Source organism: Posidoniimonas polymericola (assembly GCF_007859935.1).
GTDB classification, from domain to species: domain Bacteria; phylum Planctomycetota; class Planctomycetia; order Pirellulales; family Lacipirellulaceae; genus Posidoniimonas; species Posidoniimonas polymericola.
The window spans coordinates 25,457-47,439 of record NZ_SJPO01000010.1 but is presented as its reverse complement, the minus strand read 5'-3'; the positions used below and the strand labels follow the sequence as shown (position 1 = coordinate 47,439).

Genomic DNA, 21,983 nt, shown 5'->3' with positions numbered 1-21,983 from the left:
CCACGCTCATGTCATCGGCCACCCTCACTCCGCCCAGCGAAGACGGCGTCGAAACGACGCCGCTGCCGGCGAGGCTGAAGCTGCTGTGCGTCACGACTCTCCACAACGCCGCGGGCTGGATCAACCAGGCGCTCGCGAGCGAGATCAGCGTGCGGATTAAACTCGAAGAGTCTGTCGGCGCCACCTCGGCGCTGTCGCGTCTTCGGGAGGAGGCCTTCGACGCGGTCATCGTGCTCGACGACCCCGAGACGCTCGACGGGGTTGGCTTCATTGAGGCGATGCGTGGCGGCGGTCACGACGAGGCAGCGATCGTCCTCGGCAGCCGCGAGCCGACCGCCTGCACGGCCGAGGCCTACGCCTCCGGCGCCGACGCCTACTGCTGCATCCGACAAACGACGCCCCGGGTGCTGCTCTGCGAGCTACGCAGCGCTATCCGCCGCTGCGAGCTCGAACGCCAAAACCGCCGGCTGCACCAGGCCGAACGTCAGCGGCTGTCGATCGAGCACCAAGAGGCCGAGCGGCTGCTCGCCGAGCAGCGCGGACTGCTGGTAGAACTCAACTCGCTCCGCAATCAGCAAGACGGGCTGCAAGAGCGACCGGGATACGGGGGCGAGCCTTCTTCCCCCTTCCCACGTCCTGCCGCCAGCGACCTCCCCGAGGCCCTCGTCGCCAACTACCGCGACGTGCTCCGCGCCTACGTGATCATGGGCGTCGGCAACCTGACGGTAGAGATGGCCAAACTGGCCGAGCTGCTGGCCGCGGCCGGCGTTTCGGCCCACCGGGCGGTGCAGCTCCACCTGGATGTGCTGGAGAAGCTTGTCCGCGGTCTGGGCTCCCGCAGCACCCGTCACGTGATGAATCGCGCCGACCTGCTGGTGCTGGAGTTGATGATCCATCTCGCAGACGGCTACCGCCGCCGGTACCAAGATGTCGAGTCGCCGCCAGAACAGCTCCTGCTGCCAGGCTTCGGCTGCGAAGACCGGCCGGCTCAGCAGGACGCCGCCTAGCACCGGGGCCTGTCCGCCCCAGCGCAGCCCCCGTGATGCGACGTACCGGCCCGGGTATGATCGGTGCTTTGGATTCTCAGCCCCCGGTCACCGCCCATGGCAGACGCGTTCCCTGGAGACGATCAAACCACTGTCGCCGAGCTGCGCCGCAACATGGCCGCGTTCGTCGAGGAACGGCAGTGGCGCCACTTCCACTCGCCCAAGAACATCTCCATGGCGCTAGCGGTCGAAGCAGCCGAGTTGCTTGAGCACTTCCAGTGGATGGACTCGGAGGAGTCTCGCCGGCTGGGCGACGACCCCGAGAAGCTGGCCGCCGTGGCGGAGGAGATCGCCGACGTGGTTGGGTACTCCTTCGCGATCGCCAACGAGTTGGGGATCGACCTCAGCCAGACAATCCGCGCTAAGATGATAAAGAACGCCGAGAAGTACCCGGCCGAGCAGTTCCGTGGCAAGCACCAGCTCGGCCAGGACGGCAAGCCGATTGGCTAGCCGCCCGCGGCTCGCCATCCTGGGGGCCAGCGCGCGCGCCGCGGCCCAGTCGGCGATCCGGGCAGGGTTCGACGTTGTCGCGGCCGACCTGTTTACCGACCTCGACCTGGCGGCGATGTGCCCCGCCACGCGGGTCGATCGCTACCCCGAAGGCTTTGCCGAGTGGCTGTCCCGCGCAAACGCCGACGCGTGGATCTACACCGGGGGCCTTGAGAACTACCCAGAACTCATCGACCAGCTCGCCGGCATGCTTCCGCTGTGGGGCAACGACGGCGCCGCGGTGCGACGCGTCAGAGACCTCGCCACCCTCCACACAGCGCTGCTGCATGCGGGGATCCCCTTCCCCGCAACCCGCGCAGAGCCGACCGGGCTGCCGCTTGACGGGTCGTGGATCTGCAAGGCCGGGGGCAGCGGCGGCAGCGGCGTGTGGTTGCTTGACAGCCGCGCAGCAGCAGATCGAGCCACGCGACAGGGCGCGGTCTATCAGAAAAAGCTCACCGCTTCGGTGGGATTTCCGGCATCGGCGGTGTTCGTGCTAAACGACACACCGGGCGACGGCCTGATCGGGGTAACGCGGCAGCTGGTCGGGCCCGATTTCGGAGCCGCTCCGTTCCAGTACGCGGGCTCGGCGGGCCCAATCGACCTGCCGCCGCCGGTGGTCCCAGTCCTTAGAGAGCTGTCGCGTTTGCTGGCGGGCCAATTCGGCTTGCGTGGCGTGGTGGGGGTCGACCTCTGGGTGGGAGCGGATCAGTTGTGGGTGCTGGAGGTGAATCCGCGGTACACCGCCTCGGTCGAGCTGCACGAACTGACGTCGGGCGTAGCAGCTCTTTCCCTGCACGCGGCGGCGTTTGCAAAATGGAGACCTGCGGGTCCAGTTCCTTGCCCACCAAGCACGCGGACCTCCGCAAAAAAGCAGATCGTCTATGCGAGGCATAGACTTACCGTGCCGCCAGATGTTAATCCTGGGGTCGGCGCCTCAATGGCGACTGCTGCGGAGATCTGGCTCGCGGATATCCCGCGGGCTGGGGAAACAATCGAGCCAGCGCATCCGGTCGTGACTGTGCTTGGGCGGTTGGAGTCCGCAGACGGCGAGCGGCGTTTTTCCAACGCCGTCGCAGCGGTTGAAAAGCGGCTCTACACGTAATCAGATTGCACACCGCCCAGGGGACAAGCGGAGTGAAAATTGGAGTTATCAGCGACACCCACGGGCATGTCGACCTGACCCAAGCGGCGGTCAGGATGCTGCAGAGCCTTGATGTCGAAGTAGTACTGCACTGCGGCGATATCGGCGGCCCCGACGTGGTGCGTCAGTTCCACCATTGGCCCACCCATTTTGTGGCGGGCAACTGCGACTACGACCTCGATGCGCTTGGCGCTGCGGTCCGCGCAGAAAACCAGCACTGGCACGACCAGTTCGGCGAACTCACCATCGACGGCCTAAAGATCGCGCTGCTGCACAGCCACGACCGCAAGGCCTTTCGCAAGGCGTGCCGCTCGGGCGACTACGACCTCGTCTGCTACGGGCACACCCATATTGCCGCCGTGGAAGAGTCCGATTCGACGCTGGTGCTCAACCCGGGGGCCGTGTACCGAGCCAACCCGCACTCGGTTGCGATCGTCGAGACCGCGCCGCTCGCGGCGACGGTCATCCCGCTGTGAGTGCCCACGTTGGACGCTGCTGGTTTCTGACCTAGCCGGCGAGCCGGCGGACCCGATTGGACGCGGCGTCGGTCGTCTGGTTTTCCTGATAGTAGTACTGCATCAGGTAGGCGTCCTCGGTCGAGTCGTCGTAGAAGTCCCGCAGTACCGAGGTCGCCCGGAAGCTGCTGTGCTTGAAGAACAGCTGGGCCTCGAGGTTGGTTTCGCGAACCTCGAGCGAGATCCTGGTGCGGCGTTGGCTTGACAGCTTGCTGACCAGCTTCTCGACCATCTGCTGCCCCACACCGTGGCGGCGGAGTTCCGGCGCCACAGCGAAGTTGAGGATGTGCAGTCGGGTCTTGTGGAGCTCGTAGATCATGAACGCCACGACGCGTTCGCCCTGCTCGGCCACCATGCCGATGCAGTTGCGCTGTCGCAGGCAGCGGACAAAGTCCTCTTCGAACCAAGGGAACTCGAAGCTGCGGCGTTCTATCTCGAGCACCTCCGGCATATCTCGACGGATCATCCACCGGATGTGTACGCGAAGTTGTGGGTTGCGTTGCACTTTCATACCTGGCCTTCCTCCGTGTCGGCCGCCCCTCGGATGGCGTGCGCTGCGTCCGAGAGTCAGTAGTTGTTGATCGGCGTGGGGGGCAAAGTATCAGAAGCCTCTGGGGATGCCAAGTCAGAATAGCGGCATGCCACTGGCGCCTGCTAGCAGCCCCGCATCTTGGTGCGAAGCGGTATTGACGACCCTACCGACTGTGTCGATTGCCCACGTCGGGCGAACGCTACTCCTCCCGGCGCCCCGACCGCCTGGGCCGGTTCTGCGAGGTACGCTTCCATGCATCCTGCGCTGAGAGCCCAGGACGACTCCCCGCCACACCGCCGATTGCTCGCCCGAATTCGATGCCCACCGCCACCCCCGCTACCGACCCGCTGCAGCAGGCAGACTACGCCGCGTCAGCCAGGGCCGACTACCGGCTCCTGCGGCGTCTGATGGTGTTCTCGCTGCTGATCGGCTGCGCCGGCTGCTTCGCGTTTAACTTGGTCGACCCCGACCTGTGGGGGCACGTGCGGTACGGCCAGGAATGGATCGCCGACGGGCGCCTGCACCGCACCGCCACCCACACGTTCACGGCCGAAGGCTACCGCTGGATCAATCACGAAAACCTGGCGGAGCTGGCGCTCGCCTGGGGCTTCGACCACCTCGGCGTCCGTGGGATGCTGCTGGCCAAGTGCCTGCTCGGGATGTCGATCATCGGTATGATGCTGTTGGTCGCTAGCTGGCGACAGATCCGGCTGCTGACCGCCTGCGTGTTCCTGCTGCTCGTAGCGGTCAACATGAAGGCGTTCTTCCCAATGCGGCCGCAGCTGCTGAGCTTCCTCTGCTGCGCCGTGATGCTGACGCTGCTCGAGGCCGCCTTCCTGCACTGGCGGCGGCCGTTCCGCACCGAGTCCCCTGCCCTCTTGCCGGCCGGCCCGACCATCGACTGGCGGCCCCTCGCCTTCGTGCCGGTGGTGCTCGTCGTGTGGGTCAACTCGCACGGCGGGTTCGCGGCTGGGATCTGCATCGCGTGTGCCTACCTGTTTGGACGGTTTGTCGAGATGCTCGTCGACCGCCGGCCGGGCGACCTGCCGCGGCTGATTGGCCTGGCGGCGGTGGCGGTGGGCTGCCTGCTGGCGGTGCTCGCCAACCCGTACGGCGACGGCCTGGTCAAGTGGATGGCCGAGTCCCTTGGCAGCCCGCGACCCGAAATCACTGAGTGGGCCGGCCCCAAGCCTTCCGACCCGATCTTCTGGCAGTTGGTGGCCCTAGGAGTCGCCAACGCTATCGCATGGGGCTTCACCCAGAAGCAGCGCGACTGGGTCAAGCTGGCGATCCTTGTGCTGGTCGCGTGGCAGGCGGTCAGCCACCTGCGTCACATCGCGTTCTTCGCGCTGCTGTCGGGTTTCTGGACCCCGCCGCACGTGCAGAGCGTGCTGAGCTCGCTACGAAAGAAGGCCGCCGAGGGGCTCGAGATCGTCCGCCCGGCGCCCGCCATCAAGTGGGCCGCCATCGCCACGCTCTGCTTCACCACCTACATCCAGACCCACAGTCTGGCGAGCCGCCTAGTGGCCCTGCCGGTCGCCGGCAACCAGTACCCGATCGACGCTCTGCAGTACATGCAGGACAACCACCTGTCGGGGCGGCTGGTCGTCAGCTTCAACTGGGCCCAGTACGCGCTCGCCGCCCTGGCGCCCGAGACCACGGTGTCGTTCGACGGCCGGTTCCGCACCTGCTACCCGCAGGAGGTCGTGGACATGAACTTCGACTTCCTCCTGGGCGAGTACGACGGCAACCGGCACCGCAGCCCCAACTCGGGACCGGTCGACGGCTCCGCGGTGCTGCGCTATGGCGACCCCAACCTGGTGCTCGTTGACCGCACCTACCCCCACGCGGCCGAGGTGATGCAGGACGCTTCGGTTGAGCACGGCGGCCAGTGGTCACTGCTCTACCAAGACTCGATCGCTCAGCTGTGGGGACGCTCGAGCCTGTACGACACGCCCAACACCGCAACCTACCTTCCCGCCCAGCGCCGCGATATCTCCGACGAAGAGTCGGCCCGCGTTGTGCAGTGGCCCGCGTTCCCGCGCTCTGAGCACGGGTCGGGATCAGTCGACGCAAACAATCTGCAAGTGACTCGTCGGGCCGCCGACGGTACAATCACGGCCAGCCCCGGAGCCTAACCTCGTGGCGACTTCTCACGACCTACTCGACGAACAACAGTCAGGGCCGCGGGCCCAGCAACCGGTGGCCCAGAAACCGGCGGTCGGCGGCCCAGCTACCGCTGTGACCTCCGACAACAGCTACCTCGACCGGGCGCTTTCGACCCTTGAGCAGGCCGAGACCAACCTGGCCGACGCGGCCGGGCTCGACCAGCCGGCGGCCGACTCGCCCCGACGCGTTGGCGTTGCGGTGTCGATCCTGATGCCGGTCTACAACGAGCGCGAGACGATCCGCGAGATCGTCGCCCAGGTGCAGGCGGTTGGCGTCCACCAGGAAATAGTGATCGTCGACGACTGCAGCACCGACGGCACGCGCGACCTTCTAATTGAACTCGACCGGCAGGAAGACATCCGCGTCGTGATGCACGGCTACAACCGCGGCAAGGGCGCCGCCCTGCGGACCGCCATGGCCCACGCCAGCGGCGACGTGCTGATGATCCAGGACGCCGACCTCGAGTACGACCCGTCCGACTACAAGAGTCTGCTCGAGCCAATCGAGCGTGGCGAAGCGGACGTGGTCTACGGCTCGCGGTTCCTCGAAAACGCCCACCAAGACCCATCGTTCATGCACCGGCTCGGCAACGGCCTCCTGACCTGGGCGAGCAACGTCACGACCGGCCTCAAGCTGACCGACATGGAGACCTGCTACAAGGTCTTCCGCCGCGACGCACTCCGCGGCATGATGCTCCGCGAGGATCGGTTCGGCTTCGAGCCGGAAATCACTGCCAAGCTGGCCCGCCGCAAGTGCCGCATCGTCGAGGCCCCGATCGGCTACAACAGCCGCGGCTACGACGAGGGCAAGAAGATCGGCGTCCGCGACGGACTGCGCGCCCTGTGGTGCATCGTCCGCTACGCTAAGTGGGATTAGCCTTGTTCCCTCCCCCTGATGGGGAGGGAGGGCTAGGGTGGGGGCGCCACGCTTTCCGGCGTGCCCTCCTACTTCTTCTCGGCGAGCGCGGCCTCGATCGCGGCGACCACCTCCGGCGAGTCCGGCTTGGTGCGGGGCTCGAACCGCGCGATCACGTCGCCGTCACGGTTGAACAGGAACTTGGTGAAGTTCCAGGAGATCTCGCCGGCGTACTCTGGGTTGGTCTGCTTCGACGTCAGGTACTGGTAGATCGGGGTCTGGTTGTCCCCCTTAATCTTTACGTTGCTCTTCTCAAGCAGATCGAAACCGACGTCGTAGTTGGTTTTGCAGAAGGTGAGAATCTCCTGCGGAGCGCCCGGCTCCTGGCCACCGAACTGGTTGCACGGCACGCCGACAATCGCCAAGCCTCGGTCGGCGTACTTTTCGTGCAGCATCTGCAGGGCCTCGTACTGCGGCGTCAGCCCGCAGCGGCTCGCGACGTTCACCAGCATGACGACCTTGCCCTCGTACTCCTTGGACAGGTTGACCTTCCCGTCCTTGCCGAGCTTCGCCATCTCGAAGTCGAGAGCGCTGGCTCGTTCGCCCAGGTCCGGGGCGGTTTCGGCGGCCTTGGCCGCGGGGAGCAGCATCAGCGAGAGCATCGTAACTATCGAGCGGATCAGCATGGCAGGGCCCAGTCGTGGGGTTTGCAGGAAACGTCCAACAAGGAGGATGAGGTCGCGTTGAGCTGTATTGTAGGCGCCTGGACCGCCGGTGGCGAACTCCTGCGGCCAGCCCCCAATTCTTCCACTGTCAGCCCCTAATCGGTCAGGGCCCCTAATCGGTCAGGGCTCGTCGGGCGGCGAGAACCGCCTCGCGCGCCGCCTCCACGGTGTCGGCGACCGCGGTCAGGTGCCCCATCTTCCGCCCCGGTCGGGCGTCGCCCTTGCCGTACAGGTGCAGGTTCACCCCGGGGATCGCCTTGGCGGCTTCCCATTTGGGCTCGCCGTCGGCCCACAGATCGCCCAGCAGGTTGGCCATCGCGACCGGACGCGGGTTGTCCATCGACGCCAGCGGCAGCCCCGCCATCGCGCGGGCCTGCTGCTCGAATTGCGACGCCTCGCAGCCCTCAATCGTCAGGTGCCCCGAGTTGTGGGGCCGCGGGGCGATCTCGTTGACAATCATCTGGCCGTCTTGGGTCTCGAAGAACTCGACACACAGCACGCCAACCAGGTCGAGCTCGGTCGCCACCTGCTTGGCAATCTCGCGGGCCTTGGCCGCCGACTCTTCGCTGCAGCTCGCCGGCAGCACCGAGACGTCCAGGATGTGGTTGGCGTGGTCGTTCTCGATCGGCCCGCACAGCGAGACCCCCCCGTCTGCTCCCCGCGCGACGATGACCGACACCTCGCGGGCGAAGTCGACGAAGCCCTCGAGCACGCACGCGTGCCGGCCCAGGTAGTCCCACGCCTCGACCGCCTTGTCGGCCGCGTCGATCTTGGCCTGCCCCTTTCCGTCGTACCCGAACTTGGTGGTCTTAAGCACGGCTGGCACGCCGATCTGATCGATTGCGACGTAGCACTCGCCCGCGGTCCGGACCGAGGCGAACGGCGCCACCGGCACGCCGGCGCCCGCCAGGAACCGCTTCTCCCGCAGCCGGTCCTGCACCGTGAACAGCACCTCACCCGAGGGCCGCACCCGGGTGTGCCGACCAGCGGCCTCGACCGCGGCGACCGGCACGTTCTCGAACTCGAGCGTCACCGCCTGGACCGACCGCGCGAAGCGGTCGACCTCGGCGAAGTCGTGGTAGTCGGCCGACGTGTGCAAGTCGGCCACCTGGGCGGCGGGGCCGCCCGAGTCGGGCGAGTACACGTGCGTCCGAAAGCCAAGCTTGGCGGCCGCCTCGCAGAACATCCGTCCGAGTTGCCCGCCACCGAACACGCCGAGCGTGGCCCCGGCCGCCAACGGCGTGGTGAGGGTTAGTGGAGCCTCCGAGCTCATTCCAATTCCTTCTCCAGGGCCGCCTTGGCCTGCTGATCACGGTAGGTAGTCAGTTTGTCCCGCAGGTCGGGCCGCGTGGTCGCCAGGATCCGCAAGGCGAGCAGCCCTGCGTTTTTCGCACCGGCCGAGCCGATCGCCAGCGTCCCCACGGGCACGCCGCCCGGCATCTGGGCGATCGACAGCAGCGAGTCGATGCCGCTCAGCGCCCGGCTCTGCACCGGCACGCCGAGCACCGGCAGTGTCGTCAGCGAGGCGACCATGCCCGGCAGGTGCGCCGCGCCGCCGGCGCCCGCGATGATCACCTGCAGCCCGCGAGACGCGGCGCCCTTGGCGTAGTCGACCATCAGCTCTGGTGTGCGGTGGGCCGAGACGATCTGCCGCTCGCACGCGACGCCAAACTGCTCCAGCACCTCGACCGCCGGGCGCATGGTCTCCCAGTCGCTGTGCGAGCCCATGATCACGCCCACAAGGGGCCCAGTCACCAGAGGCTCAGTGGCGTTCGGCATGGCGGATGGGTCCTACGGGAATCGTGTGAAAACCGCCCATCTTCTGGCGCCTGCCGCGGATTGTCAACGAAGGCGCCGGCGGCCTCAGCAATAGTCCTTCAGGTGGAAGTGAAACTTGCCGAGCTTGCCGCCGTAGTTGCCAGCGCTGACCGCCGGAACCCCGTCGCCGGCGGCGGCTTGCAGGGCGACTCGGGTCGCGTGGCCGACCGCCTCCTCGCTTTCACCGTTGAACACGATCTCACAAGCCGCCTGGGCCGCGTCGACCAGTTCACTCTCAACACGGCCCCCCTCGACCCGGCCACGCAGCGTTGGGCAGAAGGCGTCGTTTGTCGAGGCGACCAGCCCCTTGTACCGCGAGCCGACCTTGCTGCCGCTGCGGACCACGCCGCCCGGGAACGGCGTGATCACCCCCGCCAGCGGCGCCAGGGCCTTGCTCACCCGCCGGGCCGAAGCGAGCGCTGCGGCCTGGTCGATCCCCTGCACGATGATGTTGCCGCCCGCCACCCCCTTGGCGACCCCCAGCTGCTCCTCGCACACGAACTCGCCGTCCATCACCGGCACCCGCCAGTACCGCCGGCCGTCGAGCACCTTGCTCTTCTGGAAGCCGTCACCGAAGTAGCGGAGCTGACTCCCCAGCGGGATCTGCTCCTCGGACTCCGGCATGGCGTTGTACACGGCCGTGGTGGGGCAGGTCATCACGCACTGCCCGACCCGCTTCGGCATCGCCTTGCCGAGGGCCTCGCTCGAGAACCCGAACGCCATCACCAGCAGCCCCGGCCGCCCGTCGGGCGTGTCGGCCGCATCGACCTTCTGCTCGACGGCGATCTCGGCGTCGCAGCCGATCACGCTCGACCCGTACCCGCACAATTCCCGCGCGGCCGCGTCGAGCCAGTGCTCGTCGAGCGCCGTCAAGACCAGCCGCGTGTACCGCATGCGGAACGCTTCGGCAAAGGTGTCAATGATCTCGGTGGCCCCGATCTGCATCGCCCCATCTTCGCGGGCCGCCGACAGCCGCACAAGCCATGGCATTCATCCCAGGAAGCTACGGCGGAAGCCGGAGCGGTTCCGGCCAACCAACACGAAAGAACACTAATAAGCGCAAGCGTCGGGCAGTCCTTCATTAGCGCGTATTAGTGTTCCCTTCTCGCACCATTCATCCCGGATCCCGCCGCCTTGGCCCGCCGCAGCGCCGACAGGAACTCGATCAATTCCTCGTGCACCGCTCGGGTCTGGCTGACAACGAGGAAGCCCGCGTCGAGCGACTGCAGGTTCGCTTCTCCACCGCCGTTGTGCTTCCAGGTCTCCGCGGCGACGGTCGACACCACGACCTTAGCCAGCTCCATCAGCTCCCGCTTGTCCTTCGCGACGCCGCGCATCGGGTAGATGCCAATGGTGAGTCGCGTCTCGGCCTCTTCCTCGGTGGTGATCAGCATGACCTCGTCGGCGATCACGTAGGTCAGCTCGAGCTGCTTCAGCATCAGCCGCATGCCCGACATCAGCGAGATATTGCGGATCACGCACGTGATCGGCTCGTCGATCCCGATGCCGAGATCGTCGAGGGCGGTCTCGTCGAGTTGGATCTCGATCTCGTACTCGGTCCGCAGGAAGTCGACCACTTCTTCGAGCGGCGCGTCGTTGAAATCCAGGCCGCCCGGACGCAGCGGTCGGTTGAGCGTCTGATCGATCCGCTCCCTGGCCAGGTCCCCGCCGCCGGCCCAGAACACGGTCTGAAGCGGCGGATTGTTGGGAGTCTGCTCGGCTTGCTCGGGATGCCCCTCATGGCCATCGCTAGGGCCGCCCTCGTGGCCCGCCCGGGAGTGCTCGGTGGGCCGCTCCGACGGGCGAGCTCCCCGCGACTTGGCGCCTGGGTCGGCGAACGGGTCTCCCCCCTCTCCTCCAAACGGGTTCTCGCCCTCACCGGCGAACGGGTCCTCGCCGCCCTCGGCGAAGGGGTCCTGGCCACCCTGCCCCGCGTCAGTGGCGGCTTGGTCGGCAGTCGCCCTAGTCTGCCAGGCCAACAGCCCGGTCAGCATCAAACCCGCAATCAGCAGCCTTCTAGTCGTTGCAGCCATGACTCGCCCTTGGATTGCTGTCCCTGTTCGGCGGGCCCCGCAGCGGAGCCTTCGCCAAGCAATCGCCGCCGGGCCGCGTTTTATTGCCGCCAGTCAAAAGGGGGTCACAGCATGCTGTCGATCTGCGCCTCGAGGCCGCCCAAGTCGTGGCCCCGCCATACCGACGTGCCGCTCTGGTCGAACACCACCAGCGTCGGGAACATGTGGATGTCGAGCATGTCGAGCTGCCGCTGCGCGGCGTACGCCACCGGCCAGGTGAAGCCGTCGATCCGGTCGACGACCGCCTGGATCTGAGGGAGGTTCTCCTCCGGCTCGAAGGTCACGCCGATGAACTGCACGCGGGAGTCGCCGGCGTACTTCTCGTGCAGCCGCGCCAGCTTCGGCAGCGACTGCAGGCACGGCGGGCAGGTCGTGAACCAGGCGTCCATCACGACGATCTTGCCGTCCAGCTTGGGGGCGCCGTCGGAGTTCAGCCACGCGGCGGTCGCCAGCGGCGGCAGCGGCTGCGCCGTTTGATCGACCGCCCCGCCCCACCGCGGACGTAGCAGCACCGCAGCGGTCAGCAGCACGCCGACCAGGATCATTGGCAGGAGGTTGTCTGAGCTCTTCTTGGCCATCGTGGCGCGTTCCTTACCCATCGAGGCCGCCGGTTGAGGCCGCCGGTTGGGGCCAACTATAAAGTCCGAGAATTCGATCGGAGGGGACAAAACCCACTCGCCCAGGCCTCCCCAAGAACCGCAAGCTACTACACATGAACGACTTACAACACCCGCCAAGCGGACGCCGGTGGGGTTTTGTCCGAGCCGAGTGCACGTTGGGGCACCGACTATCGCCCCCCACTAGGCCCCCCACTAGGCCCCCCACGAGCCCCCCATTCGGGCGCCGGGGACGCTCGGCGATAGCCCCAGTGCCGACGGGCAAGCCAGCCAGGACGGGGGCTTCCCTAGGGTCCCGGCGCCAGCGCAGCGGTCCACGCTCTCATTAGAGCACAGCACAGCCCTGGATTCAGTACCAATGCGTACGAACGGCCACGAATCGCGGTTGCCACCGACGACCCCTACTCGATCTCCCGCCGCAGCAGAATCATCTTCTCGAGGTTCACGTCGTCGCCCGGGCGGAAGGCAACCGGCAGCGTGCGGTCGACGATCCAGAAGCCGCGGTGGCGGTTGGTGTCGCCGGTGTCGCTGCCGAGCTCCTTGCCGAGCTGGTAGCCGTCGGGGTAGATCCGGTCGTATAGGTCCCGATGGACAAACCGAGTGTCGTGCACCTGGTCGTTATCATTGTCGACCCAATCCGGCGCCGGCTCGACCTCGAAGAAGCCCACCGTGATCCAGATGGCGAACGCCCCGCTGCGGGTGGTCGCCAGGCTCGACATCCGCGTCAGCGGCATGTACCGCAGCGCGGCGTTGCGCTCGCTGTTCAGGCCGGTCTCGGTCGTGCCGGCCGAGAAGAGCGGCGCCCGCGGCGCGTCCATAGTCGGGTCGGAGTTGTAGCCCAGAGCCGTGCCGTCGGGGTTGAAGAGGGGCGTATCGGTTCCAGCGATGATCCCGGCCTCACCTGGGTCGTCGTCTATGCGGTCCTTTGCAACAATCGGAGTTCCGTCCGCCTGCTGCGAGACAGAAGCGTCGTCCGAGCGCGGGTTGCCCCATTCGGCGTCGCCGGCCGTTGACGAGGCCGGGCTGTAGGGGTGCGAGCGGAGCAGCGACGCCTCGGCGCCGGCGTGCACCATGCTCGCCAGCGGCACGAGCTGGCCCTCTTCCGGCTCGCGGAACGGGTTGCCAAAGAAGGTCGGCACCAGCGGGTTCAGCGCCATCGGCGACACGTCGACCAACGAGGTCGTCGCGCCGGTAAGCCCTGGGTCGAGATAACCGCGGCGGCTCCGCACGACATCGCGCCAGGCCGGGCCGCGGTGGCCGATCGGCTGCTGGTAGCGGCCGCTTGGTAAATTGCGGTCGTGGTAGCGGTGCATCAGGCCGTCGTAGACCGGCGACCACGAGTCTCGTTCCCCGCCCTCAGGCAGCCCGAGGATGCCGGCCACCGTGTTCAGGTTGACCCGCCCCGGTTCGCGGTACTGGTCGACCCGGTTGAATGGCGCAAGCAGCCCGTTGCGGGGGTCGGTCGTGCTGCCGCGGCTCGCTACCACGTTGAATACCTCGGGGTTGACTGCTGTCTGGGTCGCCACAAACCGCGACGGCGCCCGCAGGTAGCTGGTCAGCCGGTGCAGGTTCGCGGCGCCGGAGGGCAGCAGCTCGAGCATGTTGCTGCCGCTGTTCTGGTTGAACGCCGCCGCCGGTTGGCTCGACGTGTTGAACAGGTTCAGCAAATGGCCGAACTGACCGTTCTGGAAGAGCTGGCGGGCGTCGTTGTTGTTAACCGAGTCGCTCAGGTCGCCGATAGCGCCGTTGTACGGGTTCGGCACCACCGCCATCCCGGCCGAGAAGACCGAGAACTCCTTGCCGAGCGACCCCGCGGTCGAGGCCGGAACCTGCATCAGCTCGAGCGCGCTGGCGTACGGACGGTTGTTCCAGGCCAGCCACGGGTAGGTGTTGTCGTCCTGCGTAGTGTTATCCACCGTGCGTTCTGTCCACGGGGCGCCAATCAGGTCGCCGGGAATTCCATCGCCGTTGATATCGATGTCGTGGTAGTTGGTCGAGTCAGGCTCCAGCGTTTTGTCGCCGTCTTGATCAAAACGGGCGTTGCTGGAATAGAACGGCGTGTACGGCTCGGCGATGTTCCGCCCGCCGTCAATCGATGGAAAGAACCCGTTCGCGAACCCAAGCGTCGTGCGGAGCGGCACGTTGAGCACCATCGGCACCCGCTTCGGTCCGCCGGTCTCGCCAGGGACCAGCTTCGAGTCGAGGTTCATGAAACCGATGAAGCCCTGGCTCGGTTGCGGCTCCTGCCCGCCGCTGGCATCGTAGTACTGGTAGGCAAACTGCCCCGGCCCCAGCGCGCTGGACGACACGCCGGTCCCGTTGGAGATGTCCTTGGAGACCCGCACCGGCTCGCGGGCCCAGATCGCGCGGGCGACATTCGGCGCGACGTCGACCGGTGAGTTGGCGGCGGGAAGCTGCGTCGGATCGGTGACCGCCGCCTCGTAGCCGCCGCGTTGCAGGCTCGCCATGGTCATGTGGACCAGGCCCTCGGGTCGGCCTGCCGGCGCGTTCTGGTTGAGCGGCGCCGGGTCCTGTGGGTCTACCCCGTTGAAGGCGGTCAGGTCGACCGACTCGCTGTCGACCGTGATGTACGGGTTCACCGGGAGCGAGGGGTTGTGCTGGGCGTGGGTGGTGTTGACCGGGTTCCAGGGGAGCATCGGGTCGGCCAGCCGCTGCAGGTGGACCGAGCGGAAGTTGGGCGTCGTGACGTTCTTGATGAGGTGCTCCTCTAGGTCGAACGGCTGGTCAACCGGCCCTTTCTGGGGGTCTTGGAACAGCGCGCCCTCGCCGTACGCCGCGTTGGGCGCCCAGCGGGCCGGCGCGCTGCGGTCAATCGCTAGCATCCGCACCAGGTAGCCGTCCAAGGGCGTCGAGATCGACAGCCCCTCGATTGGGATCGAAACCACCGGCTGGATCTTCCGCTTGGTGTTGTTGGGCGGCACCACGCCGAACGCCGACGGCTTGGTCCCCAGGTCGCCAACGGTCTCGGCCTGGGTCGCAGGATTCAAATCAAACTGATAAGGAGGGTTGGTGACGTTGCGGTTGAACTTGCTGTTCTCTGGCTCGCTGATGAATCGGCTCTCAGGCCCGCCGTTGTGCATGATGGCGAACTGGTGGATCTCGGGGTTAGGGTTCGGCATCAGGTCGAACCGCCGCGTCCACTTGAGCGTGTCGCGGTGGTGGGTGTCGTCCCGCATCCGGCCGACCGGCTGGTTCTCGAACCCGCCCTGCACCTGCCGCGCCGACTCGAACGACCGGCCGAACGGCGTGATGAACCGCCCGCCAAACTCCGGGTTCTTGTTGTTTGAATTCCACTGCGCCGAGTACTGGTACCCGGCCGTGCCGATCACCGCGTAGCGGCCCGGCAGGATCGGCGCGAACTGCTGATGGCGGTTCCGGGGCGCCGTGTTGAGCGGGTCTGGGTCGGGGCTGCCGTCGCCGTCGATGTCGGCCGGCGGGAAGTGGTAGTCGTACACACGCAGCTTGCCGTTCACCATCTTGTTGCCCTCGGGCCACAGCAGCCACTCGTTCATGTTGAACTTAAGGTTCGGCAGGCCGGGGGTGGCGGTGGCGTTAGGGATCGGGAACTCCGCGTAGCGGATCGGGATCCGCACCCGCAGGTCCTCGGGGTCTCGCTGGATGGGCGGCCGGTCGTCGCCGCCGGTGGTGAAGTACACGGTCCGCTCGATGTAGGCGCCGGTCTTCTGCTTCGCGACGCTGAGCTGACCGTTGACGTCCGCCCGGTACTCGGGGACCTTCAGCGGGTCGAAGGTCGGGAAGTCGGGGTCGCTGGCGACCGGGCGGAGCCGCCCCTGATCGATCTGTGTCGCCAGCTGCTGGAGTGACGGCACCCGGCTCAGCGACTCGTAGTTGTTGTAGTCGCCGTTGTCCCAGGTCGCGCGGTCGTTGCGGAGCCGCGGGTCCTCCTCGACCACGATCATCCGCCAGACCGGCGAGTACTTGCCGTCGCCATCGGTGATCGCGCTTAGCCTGTCGAGCGCAATGCCGACCTTGCGATCCGACGCCACCGGATTGCTATTCGGGTAGTTGACAATAAACTCCCGCGACAGCTCGGCGGGCGACTCAATGTCGAGGCTGTTCGGGTTGTAGACTTCGACGAACAGCGTCCCCAGCGGGCGGAGCCGCTGGTCCATGTCGTCGTCGGCCTGGACGTTCGGGTCGGACGGCGCCAGCAGCTCGTTCTCGGTTCCGGGCTGGGCGTTGGGGTTCTCGTCACCAAAACCCTCGAGGTCCTCGGTCCGGCGGTCGTGCGTGGCGAAGGTCTCGGTCAGCAGCAGCTCGGGCCGCTCCATGCCCCACACGATGCCGCGGGTCTGGTCGAGCGGGCTGGCGTCGTTGTCGTCCTGGATGGCCTGGCCGCCGCGGCCCCGCCCGCCGAGGTCGCGGTACTGGCCGAGGTTCTCGTCGGTGTTGGGCTCGCCGTCGATTGAGTAGACGCGGTTGTTCGCTCGGTCGACAACGTTCCACCCGTCCCAGGGGTTCTCGTCGTACTCGAACGCCGTGCAGATCGCGTCGGGGTCGCGCATGTCGGCGCAGTTGATCGCCCACTGCGCGATGCGGCGGCAGGTCAGCTTCCGCCACGCAAGGCGGCGGGCGTCGACCTTCGGGTCGCCGGTGTCGCCCGGGCCGGGGTAGCCGAGCGGCGGATTGTTCTGCAACTGCTGGGCGATCTTCCACGCCATGCTTGGCTCGCGCTGCGAGCCGTTGTTCTGGCCGGCGTCGGGGTCGAGGTACTCGAGCACCTGGGCGTCGCGTTTGTCGAACGGCATCAGGTAGTTCTCGTCGGTCAGCAGCATCGCCAGGCAGTACAGGTGCCTTGCGTAGAGCTGCCGGGCGAGCGGCGCGTCGTCGTGAATCCGACCGTTGGTCGACGACAGGTAGGCCCCCCGGCCGTTGGCGTCCTTGCCGTAGGTGTAGTCGAACGGGTAGACCGCGGCCAACGAGCGATTCTGCGACTTGTCTAGGCTCGGATCGAATTCGTTGTCGCCATCAAGATCGCGGTACTCCTCCCGATTGCCGTTGGCGTCCGCGGTCCAGGTGTCGCCCGCCTCGAACGGCTCGTCGACGATGCCGTTGTTGTTGTTATCGACGCCGTCGCCGAACGGGCGGTTGATGTCCATCTTCAGGCCGGCCATCACCTCGGGCGCGAGCAGCCCGCCGAACGACGCCCGACGCTGGTAGTCTTGTCTCGCTTGCGGGGTTGTCCCGGTCCTCATGCTCGCGATTTCGTCGGTCGACATCGCTCCGCCGTCGAGAATCAGGTTGACAGCCTGCACCAACCTAGGATCCGATGCCGGCATAGCCGCTGCAAACGTGTTGGGGTCCTGCCGCTTAAGCTCCAGCACGATCCGGTAGCGGAGGTAGTCGACTAGCCGCGCCTGCGGGGGGACCGGCTCGAGCATCACCGCGGTGTAGTCGTCCGATTGAGGGAACACCCCCGTGCCCGGCAGGCCGTCGGCGCCGGCTACCAGCCGGGCGGTCCAGTCCTCGTTGGTGGTCGGCATGTCGAAGCTCTCGGTCGTGACCGAGCGGCGGCGGGTGGCGGCCTCGATCTGCGCCTGCAGCAGCTGACCGGGGCTGATCGTAACTCCGCTGGTGTTGGCCCCGGCGTTGCCGGCGTTGCCGTAGCGAACCGTCTGGACCGCCAGCTTGGCCGGGTCGAACGCGTCAACCAGGTTCCACAGCCGGTCCGGCAGCCGGTCGGCGTCGACGTCGAGCGAGCGGAGGATCCGCTCTAGCTCGCCCGGCGCAAAGGGCGCGTCGTCGTCGATGGTGGCGGCCGTGCCGTAGCCGGCTGTGACGGTCAGCAGGTCGGCGACGCTGTCCTGCCGGGTGTGGTTCATCAGGTCGAGCTCGTACGGCGAGTCGATGGTCAACAGCATCGGCTTGAACCGTGCGCGGTAGAGCGACGAGGCCTCGTGCTGCGCCTCGTGCACCGGCTGGCCGGTGTAGTCGAGGCCAACGGCAAACGCCCCCTTGAGGTCCGGCGCGGTCGAGAAACCAGACGGGCTGCGGGCCCCCAACGCAACTAGGCTGGTGTTGCTCGCCGGAACCAGTGCGCCCACCGCCGGCGAATAGAGCGGGTAGCCCTGTTTCTCGAGCTTCGCGAGCACGTCGATCGTGTTCGGGTTGACAGTCGTGCTGGCGAAGTTGTTGGGGTCGACGTAGAACGGCACGCCGGCCTCGGGCCGGACGCTGGTGACCCCGGCGCCGTAGCGGCCCCAGGTCTCGCCTACCTGATAGGCAGCGGCGTGCTGCGCCGGCGGGAGCGCGGGCCGGCCCTTCAACACACGCGCGTAGTCGTCGACCGTTGTGTCGCCGATAAATCCAGGGCCCTGGTACGCAAGGGTGGGCGACATCACCGACCGCAGCGAGATGTCCGCCGGACCCCAGCCGCTGCCGTGCGGCAGCAAGTCGGACGAGGCGAGGTTGCTTGCGCCGTCGAGGCCACCGGCCAGGTTCACCGCGGAGACCCCACCGCCGGTAGAGACGTCGTGCTTGCGGGCCTCGACGGGGACACCGGGCGCCATGTCGTCAATGCTCGCCAAATGCGCAAGCGAACCGTGGGCGTTGAGGTTCAGCCGCCCGTCGAGGTCTTGGACCATGATCGCGAACAGCGGCTTGTACAGCCGGCCGTCCTCGGTCTTCTGGACCGGCATGCCGAGGTCGACCCAGATACTGTCCGCGACGCCGTCGCCGTCGTTGTCGACGTCCCACGGGCCGGCGACCTCGAACGACGGGAACGTGATATTGGCGCCGTTGACGAAGCCCTGGATCTTAGCCAAGTCGGCGTCGGTCAACGAAGCAAACGGGTTGCCGCCCGTGAAGTTCGGGTGGTCCTCAATCAGCGGCCGCAGCATGTACTTGCGTTTGAACGCGACAATCTGCGAGGCGATTACGGCGTCGATATTTCCGTTGACGGTTCCATCATCGTTGTAGGGTTTGAGGATCGCCTTCGCACGCACATCGACATCTAAGCTCGACAGCCACGGAACCCCCATCAGTTGGTGCAGCCAGTAGTTGACCAGCGCCGGGCGGTGGAACGAGGGGATCGGCAGGCCGTCGAGTTCGAGCCGCGCGGGGGCCGGGGCGTTGTTGCCCGCGTAGTAGTCGGCGACCTCGCGGAAGTCGCCGGTGCTGGGGTCGACCACGCGGCCGCGCGGGCGGGGCCGCAGCGGGTTGCTGGCGAGGAACATGTTCTGGAAGTCGGGCGCGTCGTACGACTCGTCCGAGCCGCCGGGGCCGACGAAGAACTTGTAGAGCGAGTCGGCGGCGGCGGCCGAACCTCCCACCCCCAGCGGGTACGTAGCGCCGGCGTCCGTGTAACCAACGAGGTTGTTGCCCAGCCCTCGGCCCGCACTGACAATCGAGGTGAAGTACCGCGCGTGCGGCGACAGCGCCACCGGCGCCAGCCCAAAAGTCCCCATTAGCTCCGCCGCGGTGAGCCGCGCGCCGCTCGGGTCGCTCAGCAGGTTCAGCCCCACGCCCGACCCGTTGAACGGGCGGCCGTTGACCATGAAGCTGTGGCCGGCGAGGTCGTTCTGGCTGACATTTGGATTGGAGATATGGTCCAGATCGAGACGCAGAGGTTGGCCGTCGGCGCGGGGGATCGCCATCACGCGGAGGCGGAAGGTCATCCCATCGGCGTCGGGGTGCGAGGGCGAGTTGCCTTGCTCTCCGAGGTACTCGTAGTCGATGACCCGCACCGACTGGCCTTTGGCGGGTCCGTCGAGAAGGGTCAGCAGGCAGCCGTTGAAATAGCCGTTGGTGCGCGACAGCGTGTAGTCGACTGGCAGGCCGTTCTCGTCGGTCTCGAGGGCGACGACATAGTCGTTCGTCAGCTCGGTCGACGGGGTAGTCGCCCAGTCGAGGTCCCGCACAAAGATGTCGATCAGCTGCCCCTGGGTCGGATTGGCGACCGCCGCGGCGGACACGTAGTCTCTGGCAGGCTGCGGCGCGCGAAGGCCTTCCTCGTTCAGCACCACGCCGACAAACCCGTCGGTCCCGTAGGCATCGCGGAGCAGGCTGTGGTAGCGGACGGCCGAGTTGCGGTCGTGGGTGTCGCGGAGCACCTGGCGCAGCGCGCGGTCCAGCAGGTCGGCCTGCTGCGGCGCGGCGACATGGGCCTTCTCGTCGGCCTTGGCGGACGACAGCGAGTTGCTGCCGGTCAGCACAAACGCGGTCCCGACCAGCATGAACATCACCAGGATGCTCAGCACGATCAAGAGCAGCACGCCCCGCCGGCGGCGGGCCACGAGCGCGGCCCGGCGGCGCCGTTTCTGCGAGTAGCGACGGATTCGTTCGGCGTTGGTCATAGCTCTTCTCTCCTCAGGAGCATTTGGCGTCGGAGGCGACGTCTGGCCCGCTCGTGAGTCTGGATGTGCGAATGCGTGGGGGTCGGTCGCTTGCCCGCGACTACTGTTCCCACGCCGTGCCCGCGTCGAGTCGCATCGTGCGGGTGTGGACCGCCACGACCCCGTCGAAGATCAGCACGCGGAGGTCGTCTTGGACGCCTGACGGCGGATCGCCGTAGTCGCCGACGTTGTTCTGCCCCGGCTCTGCCCGCGAGGTCTCCCCCCACGGCCAGTCCGGCCCGCGGAGCGCAACACTCGGCCCCACGAACACATTGCTGGTCGACGGAGTTACTTGGTCGTCGATCGCGACGACGCGGTACCATTGGGCGAACAGCTGCGGACGATCGGGCGTCGAGTTCGGGGAGGGGCCGTACACCATGGCGTAGCCGCCCGGCTCTAGGTCTTTCCACGGGAGTTGAGTCTCGATGCCCTTATTGAAATACACGTCGGGTGCGTCATTCTTGTTGTAGGACAACCGTATCTCGCCGCCGTTGGCGCCGCTGCTTACCACGGTGCCGATGCAGAACCGCTCGGACCTAGCAAGCGTTTCCGAGCCCCCAAAGCCATCCGTTGCGTTGAAGCGATTAAGCGGGCGGCGGTCGAACACAACCGCGGAGACATCGTACGACTCGTTGCGACCGCCGAACGCGAGGGCATTGCGTCCCTCCAGCGTGCGGGGCACGACCGTCAGCATGTAGGTGAAGTGTTTTTGGGCCTGACGCGGCCCCGGCACGGGCGGCGCCGAGCCCGATGGGCCGTCGTAGTCCACGGTCAACACCCTCTGCTGCGAGGGCCGGTCGGCCTGATCGCCCAGGTCGACGACCAAGTCGTCGGGAATCGCCGTCAAACGGTCCGCCATCGCAAGCGAGATGGGGTTAGGATACGACGAAGGCGAGTTCGGGCGTGCGATGCTTACACGATTGATCGCCGCGGTAATCCTCCACGGTTGCCACCACGCGTACGACTGCCGTGTGATGGGCGCCATCGAGAGGACCGAAGCGGGCACTGTTCGCAACGCTTCGGCACTCTGACTCTGGTTGAGGTTATTAACGCCCGACGCCACGCCCACCGGGTCGACAAAGTAAATCGATCCCGCCTGATGATTCAGTGCCCACTCCCGGACGTACTTCTGGGTACTCGTGGCGTGGTAGGCCGGCGATTGCAAACGGCCACGCAGGTCACGGGCGAACGGACGCGTGAATGAAGCATAGGCAGCGCGATCGTTTTGGCGGTAGGCGCCGCCCCAGATGGCGCCTGGCGCCGCCTCGCGCAGCTCATAACTCACCCAGTTCTCCGGGTCCACCAGCCCGCGGGTGACGGCGTCGTTCAGCGCGGCGGCGGCCGCCGCGTCGGCGCGGTCGTAGGTATTGGCCTTGCGGGCGTAGTGGCCGCCGACCGGGAACAGGGCCGCCACGCCGAGGATGCCGAGCGTCAGCACGCCCATCGAGATCAGCACCTCGATCAGCGTAATCGCCCGGCGAAAGGGGAGTGCGGAAAGGGGAAAGCGGACGGCAGCAACGCGCGCACGGCGCCGCCTTTCGCCATTCCGCTTTCCGCTTTGGAGGATCGAATCGTTCATGCCGTCTCGTGTCTGCCTGTGCCCCTGCCGCTGATTTGTTCCGCCGT

15 protein-coding genes are annotated in these 21,983 nt (G+C 66.9%); 6 read left to right on the top strand and 9 right to left on the bottom strand.

Going from position 1 to position 21,983, the window contains the following annotated elements; genetic code table 11:
• Positions 1–8: 8 nt before the first annotated feature.
• From Pla123a_RS18715 to Pla123a_RS18700, 4 genes are all read left to right on the top strand, one after another.
• Entirely contained in the window at positions 9–1,007 is a 999-nt protein-coding gene (locus Pla123a_RS18715) for a response regulator transcription factor (RefSeq protein WP_146589802.1), read from the top strand.
• Positions 1,008–1,103: 96 nt separating this feature from the next.
• On the top strand, positions 1,104–1,496 hold the full coding sequence (locus tag Pla123a_RS18710) for a nucleotide pyrophosphohydrolase (RefSeq protein WP_146589800.1): 393 nt from the start codon (positions 1,104–1,106) through the stop codon (positions 1,494–1,496).
• A complete protein-coding gene (locus Pla123a_RS18705; RefSeq protein ID WP_146589798.1) occupies positions 1,489–2,640 on the top strand; it encodes an ATP-grasp domain-containing protein in 1,152 nt (383 codons plus the stop codon). Before Pla123a_RS18710 ends, Pla123a_RS18705 begins: the two co-directional genes overlap by 8 nt.
• A gap of 32 nt (positions 2,641–2,672) precedes the next feature.
• The gene (locus tag Pla123a_RS18700) at positions 2,673–3,155 is read left to right on the top strand and encodes a metallophosphoesterase (RefSeq protein WP_146589796.1); all 483 of its coding nucleotides are present in this window, start codon (positions 2,673–2,675) and stop codon (positions 3,153–3,155) included.
• A gap of 31 nt (positions 3,156–3,186) precedes the next feature.
• On the opposite strand, the gene rimI is transcribed toward Pla123a_RS18700, so the two are convergent.
• A complete protein-coding gene (rimI, locus tag Pla123a_RS18695; RefSeq protein WP_146589794.1) occupies positions 3,187–3,660 on the bottom strand; it encodes a ribosomal protein S18-alanine N-acetyltransferase in 474 nt (157 codons plus the stop codon).
• A gap of 383 nt (positions 3,661–4,043) precedes the next feature.
• On the opposite strand from rimI, the gene Pla123a_RS18690 reads away from it, so the two are divergent.
• Together Pla123a_RS18690 and Pla123a_RS18685 are read left to right on the top strand one after the other, a co-directional pair.
• Complete coding sequence (locus Pla123a_RS18690; protein ID WP_146589791.1) at positions 4,044–5,864, top strand: hypothetical protein; 1,821 nt, start codon at positions 4,044–4,046, stop codon at positions 5,862–5,864.
• A 4-nt stretch (positions 5,865–5,868) separates the two neighbouring features.
• Positions 5,869–6,771, top strand: a complete 903-nt coding sequence (locus Pla123a_RS18685) for a glycosyltransferase family 2 protein (protein WP_231956548.1) — start codon at positions 5,869–5,871, stop codon at positions 6,769–6,771.
• A 68-nt stretch (positions 6,772–6,839) separates the two neighbouring features.
• On the opposite strand, the gene Pla123a_RS18680 is transcribed toward Pla123a_RS18685, so the two are convergent.
• From Pla123a_RS18680 to Pla123a_RS18645, 8 genes are all read right to left on the bottom strand, one after another.
• A complete protein-coding gene (locus tag Pla123a_RS18680; protein WP_231956547.1) occupies positions 6,840–7,436 on the bottom strand; it encodes a glutathione peroxidase in 597 nt (198 codons plus the stop codon).
• A gap of 151 nt (positions 7,437–7,587) precedes the next feature.
• Positions 7,588–8,748 (bottom strand): 5-(carboxyamino)imidazole ribonucleotide synthase, encoded by a 1,161-nt coding sequence (locus Pla123a_RS18675; protein ID WP_146589789.1) that lies wholly within the window; start codon positions 8,746–8,748, stop codon positions 7,588–7,590.
• Positions 8,745–9,230, bottom strand: coding sequence for a 5-(carboxyamino)imidazole ribonucleotide mutase (purE, locus tag Pla123a_RS18670; RefSeq protein ID WP_315852884.1), 486 nt, complete (start codon positions 9,228–9,230; stop codon positions 8,745–8,747). Before purE ends, Pla123a_RS18675 begins: the two co-directional genes overlap by 4 nt.
• A 108-nt stretch (positions 9,231–9,338) precedes the next feature.
• Complete coding sequence (fhcD, locus tag Pla123a_RS18665; protein ID WP_231956546.1) at positions 9,339–10,283, bottom strand: formylmethanofuran--tetrahydromethanopterin N-formyltransferase; 945 nt, start codon at positions 10,281–10,283, stop codon at positions 9,339–9,341.
• 101 nt (positions 10,284–10,384) lie between these two features.
• Positions 10,385–11,326 carry a hypothetical protein gene (locus Pla123a_RS18660; RefSeq protein ID WP_146589785.1) on the bottom strand — a complete coding sequence of 314 codons (942 nt, stop codon included), beginning with the start codon at positions 11,324–11,326 and terminating at the stop codon, positions 10,385–10,387.
• Positions 11,327–11,430: 104 nt separating this feature from the next.
• Positions 11,431–11,964, bottom strand: a complete 534-nt coding sequence (locus Pla123a_RS18655) for a TlpA family protein disulfide reductase (protein ID WP_146589783.1) — start codon at positions 11,962–11,964, stop codon at positions 11,431–11,433.
• A gap of 419 nt (positions 11,965–12,383) precedes the next feature.
• Positions 12,384–20,318, bottom strand: coding sequence for a hypothetical protein (locus tag Pla123a_RS18650; RefSeq protein WP_146589781.1), 7,935 nt, complete (start codon positions 20,316–20,318; stop codon positions 12,384–12,386).
• Positions 20,319–20,418: 100 nt separating this feature from the next.
• Positions 20,419–21,936, bottom strand: a complete 1,518-nt coding sequence (locus Pla123a_RS18645; RefSeq protein ID WP_146589779.1) for a type IV pilus modification PilV family protein — start codon at positions 21,934–21,936, stop codon at positions 20,419–20,421.
• Positions 21,937–21,983 lie beyond the last annotated feature (47 nt).

What these genes read in the sequence shown, in the direction of transcription:
- Pla123a_RS18680 (WP_231956547.1), bottom strand. Translation starts at nt 7,436, where the DNA reads ATGCTGATCCGCTCGATAGTTACGATGCTCTCGCTGATGCTGCTCCCC.
- Pla123a_RS18715 (WP_146589802.1), top strand. Translation starts at nt 9, where the DNA reads ATGTCATCGGCCACCCTCACTCCGCCCAGCGAAGACGGCGTCGAAACG.
- Pla123a_RS18660 (WP_146589785.1), bottom strand. Translation starts at nt 11,326, where the DNA reads ATGGCTGCAACGACTAGAAGGCTGCTGATTGCGGGTTTGATGCTGACC.
- Pla123a_RS18675 (WP_146589789.1), bottom strand. Translation starts at nt 8,748, where the DNA reads ATGAGCTCGGAGGCTCCACTAACCCTCACCACGCCGTTGGCGGCCGGG.
- Pla123a_RS18650 (WP_146589781.1), bottom strand. Translation starts at nt 20,318, where the DNA reads ATGACCAACGCCGAACGAATCCGTCGCTACTCGCAGAAACGGCGCCGC.
- Pla123a_RS18645 (WP_146589779.1), bottom strand. Translation starts at nt 21,936, where the DNA reads ATGAACGATTCGATCCTCCAAAGCGGAAAGCGGAATGGCGAAAGGCGG.
- fhcD (WP_231956546.1), bottom strand. Translation starts at nt 10,283, where the DNA reads ATGCCATGGCTTGTGCGGCTGTCGGCGGCCCGCGAAGATGGGGCGATG.
- rimI (WP_146589794.1), bottom strand. Translation starts at nt 3,660, where the DNA reads ATGATCCGTCGAGATATGCCGGAGGTGCTCGAGATAGAACGCCGCAGC.
- Pla123a_RS18690 (WP_146589791.1), top strand. Translation starts at nt 4,044, where the DNA reads ATGCCCACCGCCACCCCCGCTACCGACCCGCTGCAGCAGGCAGACTAC.
- Pla123a_RS18710 (WP_146589800.1), top strand. Translation starts at nt 1,104, where the DNA reads ATGGCAGACGCGTTCCCTGGAGACGATCAAACCACTGTCGCCGAGCTG.
- Pla123a_RS18655 (WP_146589783.1), bottom strand. Translation starts at nt 11,964, where the DNA reads ATGGGTAAGGAACGCGCCACGATGGCCAAGAAGAGCTCAGACAACCTC.